This is a genomic window from Type-A symbiont of Plautia stali (assembly GCF_059731155.1).
The window spans coordinates 355780-372484 of the sequence record NZ_AP035891.1 but is presented as its reverse complement, the minus strand read 5'-3'; the positions used below and the strand labels follow the sequence as shown (position 1 = coordinate 372484).

The 16705-nt window shown below is 56.9% G+C and carries 11 protein-coding genes and 5 pseudogenes; 8 read left to right on the top strand and 8 right to left on the bottom strand.

The features are described from left to right. Position 1: 1 nt before the first annotated feature. Positions 2–1094, bottom strand: a pseudogene (locus AC6I8M_RS01975) (S-(hydroxymethyl)glutathione dehydrogenase/class III alcohol dehydrogenase). A gap of 45 nt (positions 1095–1139) precedes the next feature. Then, positions 1140–1492 (bottom strand): annotated as a pseudogene (locus AC6I8M_RS01970) (LysR substrate-binding domain-containing protein); the annotation flags it as partial. Here AC6I8M_RS01970 and AC6I8M_RS01965 point away from each other — a divergent pair. The 7 genes and pseudogenes from AC6I8M_RS01965 to mglC form a co-directional block, all read left to right on the top strand. Then, positions 1487–1888 (top strand): annotated as a pseudogene (locus AC6I8M_RS01965) (YbfB/YjiJ family MFS transporter); the annotation flags it as partial. The pseudogenes AC6I8M_RS01970 and AC6I8M_RS01965 sit on opposite strands and share 6 nt — an antisense overlap. A gap of 124 nt (positions 1889–2012) precedes the next feature. Further along, positions 2013–2678, top strand: coding sequence for a GTP cyclohydrolase I FolE (gene folE / locus AC6I8M_RS01960; RefSeq protein WP_010617956.1), 666 nt, complete (start codon positions 2013–2015; stop codon positions 2676–2678). 54 nt (positions 2679–2732) lie between these two features. Further along, positions 2733–3892, top strand: a pseudogene (yeiB, locus tag AC6I8M_RS01955) (DUF418 domain-containing protein YeiB). Between the two features lie 141 nt (positions 3893–4033). Further along, positions 4034–5074 carry an HTH-type transcriptional regulator GalS gene (galS, locus tag AC6I8M_RS01950; RefSeq protein ID WP_010617955.1) on the top strand — a complete coding sequence of 347 codons (1041 nt, stop codon included), beginning with the start codon at positions 4034–4036 and terminating at the stop codon, positions 5072–5074. A gap of 308 nt (positions 5075–5382) precedes the next feature. After that, entirely contained in the window at positions 5383–6354 is a 972-nt protein-coding gene (gene mglB, locus AC6I8M_RS01945; RefSeq protein WP_010617954.1) for a galactose/glucose ABC transporter substrate-binding protein MglB, read from the top strand. Between the two features lie 95 nt (positions 6355–6449). Further along, positions 6450–7970: a galactose/methyl galactoside ABC transporter ATP-binding protein MglA gene (gene mglA, locus AC6I8M_RS01940; RefSeq protein WP_010617953.1), complete on the top strand. Its 1521-nt coding sequence runs from the start codon at positions 6450–6452 to the stop codon at positions 7968–7970. A gap of 18 nt (positions 7971–7988) precedes the next feature. After that, entirely contained in the window at positions 7989–8999 is a 1011-nt protein-coding gene (gene mglC / locus AC6I8M_RS01935; RefSeq protein ID WP_010617952.1) for a galactose/methyl galactoside ABC transporter permease MglC, read from the top strand. 188 nt (positions 9000–9187) lie between these two features. Here mglC and sanA read toward each other — a convergent pair whose 3' ends face one another. The 5 genes and pseudogenes from sanA to AC6I8M_RS01910 all read right to left on the bottom strand — a co-directional run bounded on the left by sanA (position 9188) and on the right by AC6I8M_RS01910 (position 13988). Beyond that, the gene (sanA, locus tag AC6I8M_RS01930) at positions 9188–9907 is read right to left on the bottom strand and encodes an outer membrane permeability protein SanA (RefSeq protein WP_041387572.1); all 720 of its coding nucleotides are present in this window, start codon (positions 9905–9907) and stop codon (positions 9188–9190) included. Between the two features lie 139 nt (positions 9908–10046). Continuing rightward, a complete protein-coding gene (locus tag AC6I8M_RS01925) occupies positions 10047–11744 on the bottom strand; it encodes an NAD-dependent malic enzyme (protein WP_010617950.1) in 1698 nt (565 codons plus the stop codon). 158 nt (positions 11745–11902) lie between these two features. Beyond that, a complete protein-coding gene (cdd, locus tag AC6I8M_RS01920) occupies positions 11903–12799 on the bottom strand; it encodes a cytidine deaminase (protein WP_010617949.1) in 897 nt (298 codons plus the stop codon). Positions 12800–12923: 124 nt separating this feature from the next. Beyond that, positions 12924–13612, bottom strand: a pseudogene (locus AC6I8M_RS01915) (CidB/LrgB family autolysis modulator). Then, positions 13605–13988, bottom strand: coding sequence for a CidA/LrgA family protein (locus AC6I8M_RS01910; RefSeq protein ID WP_010617947.1), 384 nt, complete (start codon positions 13986–13988; stop codon positions 13605–13607). Before AC6I8M_RS01910 ends, AC6I8M_RS01915 begins: the two are co-directional and overlap by 8 nt. A gap of 242 nt (positions 13989–14230) precedes the next feature. Between AC6I8M_RS01910 and AC6I8M_RS01905 the strand changes: the two genes are divergently transcribed. Next, entirely contained in the window at positions 14231–14488 is a 258-nt protein-coding gene (locus AC6I8M_RS01905; RefSeq protein WP_010617946.1) for an endonuclease domain-containing protein, read from the top strand. A 172-nt stretch (positions 14489–14660) separates the two neighbouring features. Here AC6I8M_RS01905 and metG read toward each other — a convergent pair whose 3' ends face one another. Continuing rightward, positions 14661–16694: a methionine--tRNA ligase gene (gene metG, locus AC6I8M_RS01900; RefSeq protein WP_010617945.1), complete on the bottom strand. Its 2034-nt coding sequence runs from the start codon at positions 16692–16694 to the stop codon at positions 14661–14663. Positions 16695–16705: the final 11 nt, after the last annotated feature.

Here is a 16705-nt window from a genome sequence, read left to right as displayed (position 1 = left end):
ATTAGCCTTCATGCATCAGCTCAAATGCTTCATTGATCTCTTCCAGCGGCATGGTGTGGGTGATGAAATCATTCAGCGCAAACTTACCGTCGAGGTAATCCTGCACGATGCCCGGCAGCTGAGTACGTCCCTTCACGCCGCCAAACGCCGACCCGCGCCATACGCGTCCGGTGACCAGCTGGAACGGCCGGGTAGAAATCTCTTCGCCGGCACCGGCGACGCCGATAATTACCGACTCGCCCCAGCCCTTATGGCAGCACTCCAGCGCTGAACGCATCACGTTGACGTTACCGATACACTCAAACGAGAAGTCCACGCCGCCGTCGGTCATCTCGACGATCACGTCCTGAATCGGTTTGGCAAAATCTTTCGGATTGACCAGATCGGTCGCGCCCAGTTTGCGTGCCAGGTCAAACTTGCTGGTGTTGATATCAATACCGATGATGCGACCGGCCTTCGCCATTTTCGCCCCAATGATCGCCGACAGGCCAATACCGCCGAGGCCGAAAATCGCCACGGTGTCGCCTTCTTTCACTTTGGCGGTATTCATCACCGCGCCCATGCCGGTGGTCACGCCACTGCCGAGCAGGCACACTTCTTCCAGCGGCGCTTCTTTGCTGATTTTCGCTAGGGAGATTTCCGGTACGACGGTGTACTCAGAGAAGGTCGAGGTGCCCATGTAATGGAAGATCGGCTTGCCGTCTTTAAAGAAGCGGGTGGTGCCGTCGGGCATCAGCCCTTTACCCTGCGTGGTGCGGATTGCCTGACACAGGTTGTGTTTTGCCGGAGAGACAGAATTTACATTTGCCGCACTCTGGCGTGTACAGCGGGATCACGTGATCGCCGACCGCCACGCTGGTAACACCTTCGCCCACCGCTTCAACCACGCCGCCACCTTCGTGACCGAGGATCGCCGGGAATACGCCTTCCGGATCTTTACCTGACAGGGTGTAAGCATCGGTATGGCAGACGCCGGTGGCAACGATGCGCACCAGCACTTCCCCTTTCTGTGGCGGCATCAGATCCACTTCTTCAATCTTCAGCGGTTCGCCAGCAGCCCAAGCCACGGCCGCGCGGGTTTTAATCATGTTCATGCAATCCCTCTTCCTGTGATGTCGTGATTGGATAAAAAATAACGCTTACTCAGCGGCCTGCAGCGGATGCAGCAGTTCATCGTTGAGCGGGCGGTCATCAAACATTTCAATAATCAGATACTTCAGCGCCTCAACGTTGGGCGTAAAGGCGTCGCGGCGCCACATCAGCCAGGTGGCCGTATCGCGCCATGTCGGCGGCAGGCTGTGCTGCTGCACGCACGCGCGGGCCGGCATCTGCGCCAGCACCGAGGCCGGAATCATCGCCACGCCGCCGCCAGCGTGCCGGCGCGTACTTTATCGATAATATCGCCTGAGGTGCCGGTCACCAGCGACAGCGCGACGTTGGGGAAGCGCTGATGATAGGCGGCCAGCAATCCCGGCAGGCGGGTGGCGGCGGTGCCGCGGTGATCGGCATCGTGCTGGGGATCGTGACGCGCCACTGGGGCAGTAGCCATCGGCGGCTGGCGCTGGTGCTGTGGGCGCAGGCGCTGCGCGTGATCGCTGCCATCGTACTGCCCGGCATTAACTGTCTGCTGCTGGCGGCGCTGCTGATTGGCGGCGGCTTTCTCTGCGTGGTGCAGCTGTCGCTGCAGTACAGCCGGGAGCTGGCGCCGCACCATGCGCGCTATCTCGCAGGCCTGCTCACTACCGGTTATGCCATCGGACAGCTCGGTGGGCCGCTGCTGTCATGGATTTCCAGCCTGCTGTGGCACCGGCTCGATCCGGCGCTGTGGGTGGCCGGAGGCGGTTTGCTGCTGGCGGGGGCGCTGGTGATGCGGCGATCGCCCACCTGAAACGCTTTCATCTCCAATCGGATTGATTGCTGGATTAAGCGCGCGTTGTGTTTCACAATACGCGCTCAGAATTTCCCCCGCAGGCGCAGACCTGCGGGCGCATCACCTGCCGGAGAAGAGTACGATGAGCACCTTAAGTCAGAAAGCCGCCTTGGTTCACGAAGCACTGCTGGCGCGTGGCCTGGAAACGCCATTACGCGCCCCGGTGCGCGACATGGACGACGCGTCGCGCAAGCGCGAGATCGCCGGCCACATGACCCAGATTATGCAGCTGCTGAATCTGGACCTGGAAGACGACAGCCTGATGGAGACGCCGCACCGCATCGCGAAGATGTTCGTCGACGAAATCTTTTCAGGTCTGGATTACGCCAACTTCCCGAAAATCACCGTCATTGAAAACAAGATGAAGGTGGACGAAATGGTCACCGTGCGTGATATCACCCTGACCAGCACCTGTGAACACCACTTCGTGATCATCGACGGCAAAGTCACCGTGGCCTATATCCCCAAAGACAAGGTGATTGGCCTGTCGAAGATCAACCGTATCGTACAGTTCTTCGCCCAGCGTCCGCAGGTGCAGGAGCGTTTAACCCAGCAGGTGCTGGTGGCGCTGCAAACCCTGCTGGGCACAAATAACGTGGCGGTGTCGATTGATGCGGTGCACTACTGCGTGAAAGCGCGCGGCGTCAAAGATGCGACCAGCGCGACCACCACCACTTCACTCGGCGGATTGTTCAAATCGAGCCAGAACACGCGTCAGGAGTTTCTGCGCGCGGTACGCCACAGCTAAGCAGCGCGGGCGGCGTCGTTGTCGCCCGTGTTCCTCTCACCGTCAGGGCACTCTATGCAACGCTATCTCGCGCTGGATTTCATTCGTGGTTGCGCCATTCTCGGCATATTGCTGCTGAATATCGTCGGCTTTGGTCTGCCCTCGGCGGCCTATCTCAATCCGGCCTGGCAGGGTGAAGCCTCCGTTTCTGATGCCTGGACCTGGGCAATCATGGATGGCCTGGCGCAGCTAAAATTCCTGACGCTGTTTGCGCTGCTGTTTGGTGCCGGGCTGGCACTGCAGGTGCCGCGCGGCAGTCGCTGGATCTCCTCGCGCTTAACGCTGCTGGTCTTCATCGGGTTCATCCACTCGGTGTTCCTGTAGGAAGGCGACATCCTGCTGGATTATGGCCTGATTGGGTTGATTGTCTGGCGCATGTTGCGTGACGTGCCGTCAGAGCGGGCGCTATTACATACCGGCGTGCTGCTCTATCTGGTGGGCTGTGCCGTGCTGCTGGTGTTTGGCGTCATCTCCAGTCCGCAGCCGACGCGTTCGTGGCTGCCGGGCGCGGCAGATCTGGAGTATGAGAGCTACTGGAAACTGGTCGGCGGCTGGAAAGCGGTGCAGAATCGCCTCGAACACCTGTCATCCGGCCTGATGGCGCTGGCTTCGCAGTATGGCTGGCAAGCTGGCCGGGCTGATGCTGATCGGTGCCGCGCTGATGCACAGCGGCTGGCTGAGCGGCCAGTTTAGTCTGCAACACTACCGACGCGCGGCGGCGCTGTTACTGACCATCGGCTGGCGATTGCCATACCCGCGTGCTGGCGCAGTGGCTGCTACAGTGGGAATTTCGCTGGAGCGGCTTTTTCCTGCAGGTGCCACGCGATCTCGCCAGTCCGTTTATCAGCCTTGGCTACGCCGCACTCTGTCTCGGTTACTGGCCGGCCATCGCCGCCACGCGTATCAGTTACGCCATTCAGTGCGTCGGGCGCATGGCGCTGAGCAATTATCTGCTGCAGACGCTGATCTGCACCACGCTGTTCTACCGATTCGATCTGTTCCTCAAATTTGACCACCTGCAGCTACTGGCCTTTGTGCCGGCTATCTGGCTGGTCAATATTCTGTTCTCCGTGCTGTGGCTGCGTGTCTTCCCGCAGGGACCGATGGAGTGGATCTGGCGCCGGCTGACGCAGCTCGCCGCCGGAAAAGCGGACAACGCGTCCGCCGGCAGATAATGATGTTCATCACAAAGGTTGCATAATTGTATGTAACCGTTTTTATCCGTGTGACGTAATTCACGCAGCTGTTTCCGATGCCCTTACAGAATAGCGCCGTTACGCGCCAGTCGCGCATTTTCTCCTCTGTGGAACAACTGCATGATAACGATTCGTGATGTCGCCCGTCAGGCCGGGGTTTCCGTTGCCACCGTGTCGCGGGTGCTCAATAACAGCAGTGCAGTCACCTCTGATACCCGCGAAGCCGTGCTGCAGGCGATTGAATCGCTCGGCTACCGGCCCAATGCCAACGCGCAGGCGCTGGCTACCCAAGTGAGCGATACCATCGGCGTGGTGGTCATGGACGTTTCCGATCCCTTCTTTGGTGCGCTGGTTAAAGCCGTGGATACCGTGGCGCAGCGCATGCACAAGCACGTGCTCATCAGTAACTCTTGGCACCAGGAAGAGAAAGAGCGCCATGCCATTGAGGTGCTGATCCGCCAGCGCTGCAACGCGCTGGTGGTGCACGCGAAAACGCTTACAGACGCGGAGCTGGCCCGGTTTATGGACCAGGTTCCCGGTATGGTCATGATTAATCGTACTATTCCGGGACACGAGCACCGCTGCGTCTGCCTCGATAATGTCACCGGGGCGCAGGTTGCGACGCGCCTGCTGTTACAGCAGGGCCACCAGCGCATCGGTTACCTCAGCTCCAGCCATCCGATTAAGGACGTGGCGCAGCGCCGCGACGGATGGCTACAGGCGCTGGCGGAGCAGGGCATCCGCCCCCCGGAGGGCTGGATTGCGCATGCCGAACCGGACATGCAGGGCGGTGAAGCCGCGATGGTGGAGCTGCTGGGGCGCAATCTGCACCTCACTGCCGTGTTCTCCTATAACGATGGCATGGCAGCCGGTGCGCTCACTGCGCTGAAAGATAACGGTATTCAGGTGCCGCAGCATTTTTCTGTCATCGGCTTCGATGACATCCCCATTTCCCGTTACACCGACCCGCAACTGACCACGGTGCGCTATCCCATTGTTTCTATGGCGAAACTGGCGACCAAGCTGGCCCTGCCGGGCGCAGCAGGCACGCTCGATCCGCATGCCGCGCACTGCTTCATGCCTACGCTGGTGCGGCGCCATTCGGTGGCGCAGCGGCAAATTGTGGAGTCGGTCACTAATTCAGGCGATAGCGCCGTGTAACCGTTTCCAATCTGTGATTGTATTCACAGTTAATTAACATGGCGCTCACTATGATGGCAGCGTCTTACCGGACTGAAACATTATGTAACGCCGGGCTTTCCTTCTCCGGTCTGGTTTCAGTAGCCGATTGAAATGGTTCACAACACACTTCAGGAAGCGTTTACCTACAGGGAAGTCAGGATAGCGATGGTGGTCCGGCTTGGTAGCAGCGCCTGCCCCATAAAAAATAGCGTTTCAACCGACTGCGCTGTCTGCCCGCAGGCAATACGGCGCGATGAAATACCCTGCATAAAAAAACCGGAGATACCATGAATAAGAAGGTTTTCACGCTCACAGCACTGGTTGCCAGCATGATGTTCGGTGCAACTGCGCACGCCGCCGATACCCGCATTGGCGTGACAATTTATAAATATGACGACAACTTCATGTCGATGGTGCGCAAGGACATCGAAAAAGAGGCGAAAAGCGTAGGCGGCATTCAGCTGCTGATGAACGACTCACAGAACGACCAATCCAAACAGAATGACCAGATTGACGTGCTGATGGCGAAAGGCGTGAAAGCGCTGGCCATCAACTTGGTGGATCCGGCTGCTGCGGCAGTGGTGATCGACAAAGCGCGCGCGAACGACGTGCCGGTGGTGTTCTTCAACAAAGAGCCTAACGCGAAAGTGCTGGCCAGCTACGACAAAGCTTACTATGTCGGTACCGACTCCAAAGAGTCCGGCATCAAGCAGGGTGAGCTGATCGAGAAACACTGGAAAGCCACGCCAGCCTGGGATCTGAACAAAGACGGTCAGATTCAGTTCGTGCTGCTGAAAGGTGAACCGGGCCATCCGGACGCCGAAGCGCGTACCAAATACGTCATCGAAACCCTGAACAAAGACGGCATCAAAACCCAGCAGCTGGCGATGGATACTGCGATGTGGGATACCGCGCAGGCGAAAGACAAAGTGGACGCCTGGCTGTCTGGCCCGAACGCCAACAAAATTGAAGTAATCATTGCTAACAACGATGCGATGGCGATGGGTGCGGTTGAAGCGCTGAAGGCGCACAACAAAACCAGCATTCCGGTATTTGGTGTTGACGCCCTGCCAGAAGCGCTGGCGCTGGTGAAATCCGGTGCGATGGCCGGTACCGTGCTGAACGATGCGGAAAACCAGGCGAAAGCCACGCTGGACATTGCTAACAACCTGGCCAATGGCAAAGAGCCAACCGCGGGTACCAACTTCAAGATGGATGGCAAAGTAGTACGCGTACCATACGTACCGGTTGATAAATAAAACCTGTCGCAGTTTGTGAAGTAATTCGTCCCGGGCGCGGCTTTCCTGCCGCGCCTTATTGCATCTGACCAACGCTTTTTTTAGCCAGGTAAATTATGGCCAGTGAGAATCCGACCACACAGCGAGAATATCTGCTGGAGATGACGAATGTCTCGAAATCATTTCCAGGGGTGAAAGCCTTAGATAATGTGAATTTAAAAGTGCGGCCGCACTCCGTCCATGCCTTAATGGGTGAAAACGGCGCCGGTAAATCCACTTTATTAAAATGCCTGTTTGGGATTTATAAAAAGGATACGGGGAGCATCCTGTTTCAGGGTGAGGAAATAGATTACAAATCATCTAAAGAGGCGCTGGAGAATGGCGTTTCAATGGTGCATCAGGAATTAAACCTGGTGCTGCAGCGCAACGTGATGGACAACATGTGGCTGGGGCGCTATCCGCGCAAAGGGCCGTTTGTCGATCAGGATAAAATGTATCGTGATACCAAAGCGATCTTTGATGAATTAGATATTGATATCGATCCGCGCGATAAAGTCGCGACGCTTTCGGTATCGCAAATGCAGATGATTGAAATCGCCAAGGCGTTTTCCTATGACGCGAAAATCGTCATTATGGATGAGCCCACGTCATCGCTGACCGAAAAAGAAGTTAACCACCTGTTTACCATTATCCGTAAGCTGAAAGATCGCGGCTGCGGTATTGTTTATATTTCGCATAAAATGGAAGAGATTTTCCAGCTGTGCGATGAGATCACCATTTTGCGTGATGGCCAGTGGATTGCCACTCAGCCGCTGGAAGGGCTGGACATGGACAAGATCATCGCCATGATGGTCGGTCGTTCGCTCAACCAGCGCTTCCCGGACAAAACTAACGTGCCGGGTGAAGTGATTCTGGAGGTGCGTAATCTGACCTCGCTGCGCCAGCCATCGATCCGTGATATCTCGTTTGACCTGCACAAAGGCGAAATTCTGGGGATTGCCGGCCTGGTGGGAGCCAAGCGTACTGACATTGTGGAAACCTTATTTGGTATCCGTGAGAAGTCGGGCGGCACCATTAAACTGCACGGTAAAGCGATTAATAATCACAGCGCCAACGAAGCCATCAACCATGGTTTTGCGCTGGTTACGGAAGAGCGGCGTTCCACCGGGATTTATGCCTACCTGGATATTGGTTTTAACTCGCTCATTTCTAATATCAAGAAATATAAATCCAGTATGGGTCTGCTGGATAATAAACGCATGAAAAGCGATACCCAGTTGCTCATTGATGCCATGCGGGTGAAAACGCCCGGCCATCATACACAAATTGGATCGCTCTCCGGCGGTAACCAGCAAAAAGTAATTATTGGTCGCTGGTTATTGACGCAGCCGGAAATATTGATGCTTGATGAACCGACGCGCGGTATTGACGTCGGCGCTAAATTCGAGATTTATCAGCTAATCTCTGAGCTGGCGAAAAAAGAAAAGGGCATCATTATTATCTCTTCTGAAATGCCAGAGCTGCTGGGCATTACCGACCGTATTTTGGTAATGAGTAATGGTCAGGTAGCGGGCATTGTCGATACTAAAACGACCTCGCAGAATGAAATCCTGCGTTTAGCGTCATTACACCTTTAATGAAGCAAGGGCTTTAACATGAAAGCGACTACTAAAAAGAATGCGCTAACCTGGTTAAAAGAGGGCGGCATTTATGTTGTCCTGTTGGTACTGCTGGCGATTATTATTTTCCAGGATCCGACCTTTTTAAGCCTGATGAACCTGAGTAACATTCTGACTCAGTCATCGGTCCGTATTATTATCGCACTCGGCGTAGCCGGTCTGATCGTGACCCAGGGCACCGACCTGTCGGCAGGGCGCCAGGTGGGTCTGGCGGCGGTGGTGGCAGCAACGCTGCTGCAGTCGATGGATAACGCCAACAAGGTGTTCCCGCATCTGGAAACCGTGCCGATTCCGCTGGTGATTCTGACCATGTGCATCATCGGTGGCGTGATTGGTCTGGTTAACGGTGTGATCATCGCTTACCTGAAGGTGACGCCGTTTATCACCACGCTGGGTACCATGATCATCGTTTACGGCATCAACTCGCTGTATTACGACTTCGTTGGCGCTTCACCGATTGCCGGTTTTGACGCTGGCTTCTCGAAGTTTGCCCAGGGCTTCCTGCGCTTCGGCGACTTTAAGCTGTCGTTTATCACCTTCTACGCGATTATCGCCATTGTGTTCGTCTGGATCCTGTGGAATAAAACCCGCTTCGGCAAAAACATTTTTGCTATCGGCGGTAACCCGGAAGCAGCGAAAGTCTCTGGCGTTAACGTTCCGCTTAACCTGATCCTGGTGTATGCGCTGTCCGGCGTGTTCTATGCCTTCGGCGGGATGCTGGAAGCGGGCCGTATCGGCAGCGCCACCAACAACCTCGGCTTTATGTATGAGCTGGATGCGATTGCGGCCTGCGTGGTGGGCGGCGTGTCGTTCGCCGGCGGGGTAGGTACCGTCGCGGGTGTGGTGACCGGAGTGATCATCTTCACCGTCATCAACTACGGTCTGACCTACATCGGCGTGAACCCGTACTGGCAGTACATCATCAAGGGCGGCATCATTATCTTCGCCGTGGCGCTTGATTCGCTGAAATACGCACGCAAGAAATAGCAGAGAATAAGGTTAACCATCAGGGCTGCGGCAACGCGGCCCTTTTTGTTTTTGTTGCACAATAAGGATAGCGGTGAGATTTGCAAGATAATGGCCGGTGTTAGGGGGCGCATTGATGCGCATCGCCAGCATCAGCTCGATCCTGCTTAACTCTGCGCCGTCAGATCCGGCTGCTGGCCTCTCGCCGATTATTTCCGCAGCTTCTCTTCCAGCTCGAGCAACTGTTCCGGTGTGACCGCCGGGTAGCTCTGCGCATCTTCCGGCACTTCATGTACCGCCGGAATCGGCACCAGCGGGCCGAGGAAACGCGGCTCGCGCTTCATCAGATAGAGATCCGCCAGCGCATCGAGGCGCGCACCCACCTCGCGGAACCGCACCGACAGCATATTCTTTGGCGACGGCACGGCGTAGCACTGCGCCTGAATGCCAAGATGCTGGGCGATATACAGCGCGCGTTCGCAGTGGAAGCGCTGGGTAATGATGATGAAGTCGTTGGTATCGAAGACTTTGCGCGTGCGCACAATCGAATCCAGCGTACGGAAACCGGCATAATCCAGCACGATGTCCGAGGGATCGACGCCGGCTTTAATCAAAGCGCGTCGCATGGTCATCGGCTCGTTGTAGCTCTGCAGCGCATTATCGCCGCTCAGCAGCAGATAATTCACCTTGCCGCTGTTGTAAGCGTTGAGCGCGCCCTGAATGCGATACAGGTAATACTGATTGATGACGCCGGTGCGGTAATACTTGGCGGTGCCCAACACCACGCCGACCTGGCGATGCGGCAGCGAAGCAACATCTTCATAAATAAACGGCGCGGTTCGCCAGCTAATCCAGCGATCGAGGCCGAGCGCGGTCGCCATCACTAGTAAGATGATGATAAACAGACCAAAGAAAACGCGTTTAAGTATGCGCACGGGCACTCGGTTGACGAAAATTCAGATGGGTCAAGGCTACTTGAGGCGGCACGGCTAAGCAAGTTTGTGCCGGTCGGCTGGCGTTTTTTTAAGCGCTGCCGCACCTGAAGCGTGCGGCAGCGTCGGTCTGCAATTAAATCGAGGTACGGCGGTAGTGACGATACTGCGGCAGCCAGAAGTTGCTGTTGATGGCTTTCGACAGCACGTCCTCGGAGGTGACCACCGCCACGCCCGCCAGCTGCGCCGCTTTGCCCATTTCCATCGCGATCACTTTGGAGACGCCCTGGATGTCCTTAATCTCTGGCAGCACCGGACCTTCACCGTCGTTAACCAGCGGTGAGCAGTCAGCCAGCGCGCGGCTGGCGGTCATCAGCATCGAATCCGTTACGCGAGTCGCACCGGCAGCGATCACACCGAGACCGATGCCCGGGAAGATATAGGAGTTGTTGCACTGGGCAATCGGGTAGGTTTTGCCTTTCCAGGTAACCGGTGCAAACGGGCTGCCGGTGGCAACCAGCGCGTCGCCGTCGGTCCAGGCGATGATATCTGCCGGGGTCGCTTCCACACGTGAGGTCGGATTCGAGAGCGGCATCACGATTGGACGTTTGCAGTGCTTGTGCATCTCGCGAATGATCTCTTCGGTGAACAGTCCCGGCTGGCCGGAAACGCCGATCAGGATATCCGGCTGGGCATTACGCACCACGTCGAGCAGTGAAATCGAATCGCTGGTGACGTCCCGGTCTTTCAGATTGTCGCTCTTCTGCACCAGCTTGCTCTGGAAATCGAGCAGGTTAGGCAATTTGTCAGTGAGCAGGCCAAAACGGTCCACCATCATCACGCGCGCGCGCGCTTCATCATCACTCAGGCCTTCGGATTTCATCTGTGCGACGATCTGCTCGGCAATACCGCAGCCGGCGGAACCGGCACCGAGGAACACCACTTTCTGCTCGCACAGACGGCTGCCTGCGGCGCGGCTGGCGGCGATCAGCGTGCCCACCGTGACTGCGGCCGTGCCCTGAATATCGTCATTGAAGCAGCAGATCTCATCGCGGTAACGCTCCAGCAGCGGCATGGCGTTTTTCTGCGCGAAATCTTCAAACTGCAGCAGCACGTTTGGCCAGCGGCGCTTCACCGCCTGAATGAATTCATCAACGAAGGCTTCGTACTCTTCGCCGGTGATGCGCGGATGGCGCCAGCCCATGTAGAGCGGATCGTTCAGCAGTTGCTGATTATTAGTGCCGACATCCAGCACCACCGGCAGGGTGTAGGCCGGGCTGATGCCACCACACGCGGTGTACAGCGACAGCTTGCCGATAGGAATGCCCATGCCGCCAATGCCCAGGTCGCCGAGGCCGAGAATACGCTCGCCGTCGGTGACCACGATGACTTTGACATTCTGCTTGGTGGCGTTTTGCAGCATGTCTTCAATGCGGTCGCGGTTGTTGTAGGAGATAAACACACCGCGCGCGCGACGGTAAATTTCTGAGAAGTGCTCGCAGGCCGCGCCAACCGTTGGGGTGTAGATGATCGGCATCATCTCTTCCAGGTGGTTGTCCAGCAGGCGATAGAATAGCGTTTCGTTGGTGTCCTGGATGTTGCGCAGGTAGACGTGCTTGTCGTTATTGTTTTTGAAGTCCAGGAACTGACGCCAGGCGCGCTCGGCCTGCTCTTCGATGGTTTCTACGGCGTCTGGCAGCAGGCCATTGAGGTTAAATTCGTTACGTTCTTCCAGCGAGAAGGCGCTGCCTTTGTTCAACAGCGGAAATTCCAGCAGGATCGGACCCGCGTAAGGAATATACAGCGGACGTTTACTTTCGTACTCGAGTTCCATGCAGTGTTTGCTCCGGTTTTAGTGTTTTCTGACGTGTCGCCAGCAAGAAGGTAACGCCAGACCCGTTTATTGTGAAGTTCTGGCGCCCGATCCTATGAAAATTCCTGCAGATGTACAGCTTTTGTTAATAGAAGGTCACAAAAGCGGTAAAAGGATCACTAAACTGTTGGTTTCGAAACTAAAGTAACTAAGAAATCGCTGCAGCCGAGCGCGGCGAGGGTGGTGCGCGTGGCATCAAACTGGCTCAGCGTGGCGTCGGCGCTTTCTGCCAGCACCGCCTGCTGAATCTCCTCCAGCGCTTCGTTGTGCATATTCATCAGAATTAGCGCGGCCTGTAATGGCGGCAGGCTCGGGTTGAAGGCGGCATTTTCGGCATAGCGCCCGGTGTAAATCTGGCCGCTGCGGCTCTGCAACGCCACGCCGCTATAACTCTGGCTGTAAGGTGCATGGCTGCGGCTGGCGGCATCAATCGCGGCCTGCTGCAGCGCATCGCCCCGCGGCAGGAAACCGTGGTCGACCGGCGTCAGCAGCCGTTCGCTGATATTGAGATCGACCGGGCCAAAGGCGTCCGGTAAATAGTCGGCCAGCGTGCTAACCGCGCGGCCCGGCAGGCTGATGCGAATCGTCGTACCGCTATTCAGTTCATTCATAAACTGGCGGCAGTGCCCGCACGGCGTGTAGTTGACGGTAATGGTCGCCAGCTGCGCTTCGCCCCGTAGCCAGGCATGCGTGACTACGCTCTGCTCGGCGTGGACCGTTTGCTGCAGCGGCGCCTGTAAAAACTCCATGTTGGCACCGAAGTACCAGTGGCCACTGATGCCGCGCGCAATAGCGCCCACGTAAAAGTGCGAAACCGGTGCCACGGCACAACAGGCGGCAATCGGCAGCAGTGCAAGTGCCAGCGCATCATCATCCAGACCGGTTGCCTGCTGCAGCTGAGCCACCTCCTGCGGTCGCAGCATGCCGTGAAAATCAGCGGCGTCCAGCAGCGGCTGGAGCGCGCTCTGCAACGCAGCGGGCAGGGCAGAGAAAGCGGAAGTGAATCGTGCATGCATAATGTTATGGCCTCATTAACTCGTCAGCGGCGAAGCGCTGCCTCAAGGTTTATATGTGATCCATGTCGCTATGACAATGCAAGCTGATTGGCTTGTTTCAACTTTGCGAGATCTCTCGCAAGTTTTATCCCAGCCAGCGCATCAGCAAAGGAAAAATGAAAGGCGCCAGTAACGAGGTGATGATGCCGCAGATTACCAGCGCCAGTGAACTGTGAAGGCGCCTTCCTGATAGTCAATCTCCGCGGCGCGTGCGGTGCCGAGCGCATGTGACGCGTTGCCAATCGCCAGCCCGCGTGAGGACTTGCTGCGCACTTTAAACAGATTGAGCAGCATGTGACCAAACACCGCGCCCAGTACGCCAGCAATCAACACGCAAATGGCGCTGATGGCCGGAATACCGTGTAGCGAGCCCGACACTGCCATGGCGATGGGCGTGGTCACCGACTTCGGCAGGATGGTAGCCGCGATTTCCGGCGTCGCCCCCATCCAAAGCGCGATCGCCGTGCCTGACACCATGGCGGTAATGCTGCCGATAAAACAGACGCTAATGATGGTTTTCCAGCGCGCGCGAATCTGGTGCATCTGCTCATACAGCGCCAGCGCCACCACGGCGGGCTGCAGCAGCTGATTGAGCAGCGCGCTGCCGGCAAAATAGCGCGCGTAGGGTAGGTGCGTCAGCAACAGCAGTGGAATAATGATCGCCATGGCCACCAACAGCGGATTGACGATGGATAGGTTGATTTTGGCTGCCAGACGGCGTGCCAGCAGATACGCCACCACGGTAAGTGGCAGTGACCACCAGGCGTCACTCATGGCCGGACTCCTTCGGACGCTGCAGGCGCTCGGCGCTCAGGCCGACAATTAGCAACACCAGCAGGGTGCTGACCATGCAGGAGACGACAATCGGACCAAACTGTGCGCTGAGAATATCGGTGTAGCCCATCACGCCAACGCTGATCGGCACAAACAGCAGCACCATGTAGCGGATCAACAGCTGACAGCCGGGTTTCACCCACGTCACCGGGATAATCTGCAGCGCCAGCAGGGCAAACAGCAACAGCATGCCAAGGATGCTGCCGGGAATGGTAAATGGCAGCAGGGCTGCAAGGCCGTTGCCGGCATACAGCGCGGCATAGACGATGGCAAAGGCGCGCAGATAGCGCCAGCAGGCAGATAGCACGGTGGGCATGTCAGGCTCCTGTTTTCGTGGCGCTTCATCATACGCATTAAGCGCTTAGCGTGCTAGCGATCACACTGGAATGCAGATTCAGGATTTCAACACCGGTGCTTTGAAGCTGAGCAAAGCGGCGTAAGCTGGTGCGTAGAGCGAAGGAGCAGCGATGAACCACACCGTGCAACCGCAGCGCGCGCTGCGAAAGGCGATGCCGCAAGCCGAGCAAAAACTATGGAGTTATTTACGCAACACGAAATGTGTGTAGCGCGAAGTTTCGCCGCCAGCATCCAGTTGGAGGGTATATCGTTGATTTTGCCTGTGTTGAGCGATCGCTGATCGTGGAACTGGATGGTGGACAGCACAATACGCCGGAAGCTCAGGCTTACGATGCCCGGCGCACGGCGTATTTACAGCGCTGCGGCTGGCGCGTGATTCGCTTCTGGAATCATCAGGTGATTAATGAGTTTGAGGCGGTTATGGCGGAGATTTATCGCTGTGTGATGTTAGTGCGATAAGCGCGGTGCGGTTTTCCCCTCACCCCAGCCCTCTCCCGCAGGCGGGAGAGGGGGTATCCTTGTGCGGTGTTTCATTATGTGCAGGCCTGCTCTGAACCCAAACCTCGCACTCAGCGGTTCCCTCTCCCGTAAGCGGGAGAGGGTTAGGGTGAGGGGCAGAGCGCACTAACCCTTACTTCACCGGCATACCCGGCTGCGCGCTGCTATCCACTGACAGCACAAACAGATCTTTGCCGCCAGGTCCGGCAGACAGCACCATGCCCTCGGACACGCCGAAACGCATTTTGCGCGGCGCCAGGTTGGCGACGATGATGATCATCTTACCCACCAGCACCGACGGATCCGGATAAGCGGCGCGAATGCCGGAGAAAATCTGGCGCTTCTCGCCACCCAGATCCAGCTGCAGACGCAGCAGCTTATCGGAGCCTTCCACCAGCTCAGCCTGCTCGATCAGCGCCACGCGCATGTCGACTTTGGCGAAGTCATCAATGGTAATGGTCTCGCCAATCGGTGCATCGGCCAGCGGACCGCTTGCCGCCGGCTTGTTCGCCGCTGCTGCGTCCTCTTTCGAAGCCGCAATCAGCGCCTCCAATTTTGCCATCTCAATACGACCATACAGCGCTTTAAACGGCGCCACGCTGTGGTTGAGCAGCGGCTGCGCAATGCCATCCCAGCTCAGTGCGCTTTGCATGAAGGCTTCTGCGCGCTCGCTCAGCGACGGCAGCACCGGCTTCAGCCAGGTCATCAGCACGCGGAACAGGTTGATACCCATGGAGCAAATCGCCTGCAGGTCGGCATCGCGGCCTTCCTGTTTCGCCACCACCCACGGTGCCTGCTCGTCAACGTAGCGGTTGGCTAGGTCGGCCAGCGCCATGATCTCGCGGATCGCACGGTTGTATTCGCGGCTGGCCCAGGCTTCACCGATCTTCTCTGACGCATCAACAAAGGTCTGATACAGCGCCTGATCCGCCAGTTCGCTTGCCAGCTGGCCGTTAAAGCGTTTGGTGATAAAGCCGGCGTTGCGCGAGGCGAGGTTCACCACTTTATTGACGATGTCAGCATTCACGCGCTGGACGAAATCTTCCAGATTGAGGTCAATATCGTCGATGCGCGAAGAGAGCTTGGCCGCGTAGTAGTAGCGCAGGCTGTCGGCATCGAGATGCTGCAGCCAGGTGCTGGCTTTGATGAAGGTGCCGCGCGATTTCGACATTTTCGCGCCGTTCACCGTGACATAACCATGCACAAACAGGTTGGTCGGCTTGCGGAAATTGCTGCCTTCCAGCATCGCTGGCCAGAACAGGCTGTGGAAATAGACGATGTCTTTGCCGATGAAGTGATACAGCTCGGTGCTGGAATTTTTCTTCCAGAACTCGTCGAAATCGATGTCGCCGCGTTTGTCGCACAGGTTCTTAAACGACCCCATGTAGCCGATTGGCGCATCCAGCCAGACGTATAAGTATTTGCCCGGCGCGCCAAGGATTTCGAAGCCGAAGTACGGCGCATCGCGGGAGATATCCCACTGTTGCAGACCGGCTTCAAACCACTCCTGCATCTTATTCGCCACCTGCTCCTGCAGCGCGCCGGAGCGCGTCCACGCCTGCAGCATCGCGCTGAAGGACGGCAGATCGAAGAAGAAGTGTTCAGAATCGCGCATTACCGGCGTCGCACCTGACACCACCGATTTCGGCTCAATTAGCTCAGTCGGGCTGTAGGTCGCGCCGCACACTTCGCAGTTATCGCCGTACTGATCGGGAGATTTACATTTCGGACAGGTGCCTTTGACGAAGCGATCAGGCAGGAACATGCCTTTTTCCGGATCGTACAGCTGCGAAATAGTGCGGTTTTTAATGAAACCGTTCTCCTTCAGGCGCGTGTAAATCAGCTCAGACAGCTGGCGGTTTTCGTCGCCGTGCGTGGAATGGTAATTGTCGTAACTGATGTTGAAACCCGCGAAATCGGTCTCATGCTCCTGCTTCATTTCCGCAATCATCTGCTCCGGCGCGATACCCAGCTGCTGGGCTTTCAGCATGATCGGCGTGCCGTGGGCGTCGTCCGCACAAATGAAGAACACCTGATTGCCACGCATTCGCTGGTAACGGACCCACACGTCAGCCTGAATGTGTTCAAGCATGTGACCTAAGTGGATAGAGCCGTTTGCGTACGGCAGGGCGCACGTTACCAGTAGTTTTTTAGCGACTTGAGTCATAATTTGCGTAG

Excerpts from the sequence above, each read along its gene's own strand:
- folE (WP_010617956.1), top strand. The coding sequence starts at position 2,013 with ATGAGCACCTTAAGTCAGAAAGCCGCCTTGGTTCACGAAGCACTGCTG.
- galS (WP_010617955.1), top strand. The coding sequence starts at position 4,034 with ATGATAACGATTCGTGATGTCGCCCGTCAGGCCGGGGTTTCCGTTGCC.
- mglB (WP_010617954.1), top strand. The coding sequence starts at position 5,383 with ATGAATAAGAAGGTTTTCACGCTCACAGCACTGGTTGCCAGCATGATG.
- mglA (WP_010617953.1), top strand. The coding sequence starts at position 6,450 with ATGGCCAGTGAGAATCCGACCACACAGCGAGAATATCTGCTGGAGATG.
- mglC (WP_010617952.1), top strand. The coding sequence starts at position 7,989 with ATGAAAGCGACTACTAAAAAGAATGCGCTAACCTGGTTAAAAGAGGGC.
- AC6I8M_RS01925 (WP_010617950.1), bottom strand. The coding sequence starts at position 11,744 with ATGGAACTCGAGTACGAAAGTAAACGTCCGCTGTATATTCCTTACGCG.
- cdd (WP_010617949.1), bottom strand. The coding sequence starts at position 12,799 with ATGCATGCACGATTCACTTCCGCTTTCTCTGCCCTGCCCGCTGCGTTG.
- AC6I8M_RS01910 (WP_010617947.1), bottom strand. The coding sequence starts at position 13,988 with ATGCCCACCGTGCTATCTGCCTGCTGGCGCTATCTGCGCGCCTTTGCC.
- metG (WP_010617945.1), bottom strand. The coding sequence starts at position 16,694 with ATGACTCAAGTCGCTAAAAAACTACTGGTAACGTGCGCCCTGCCGTAC.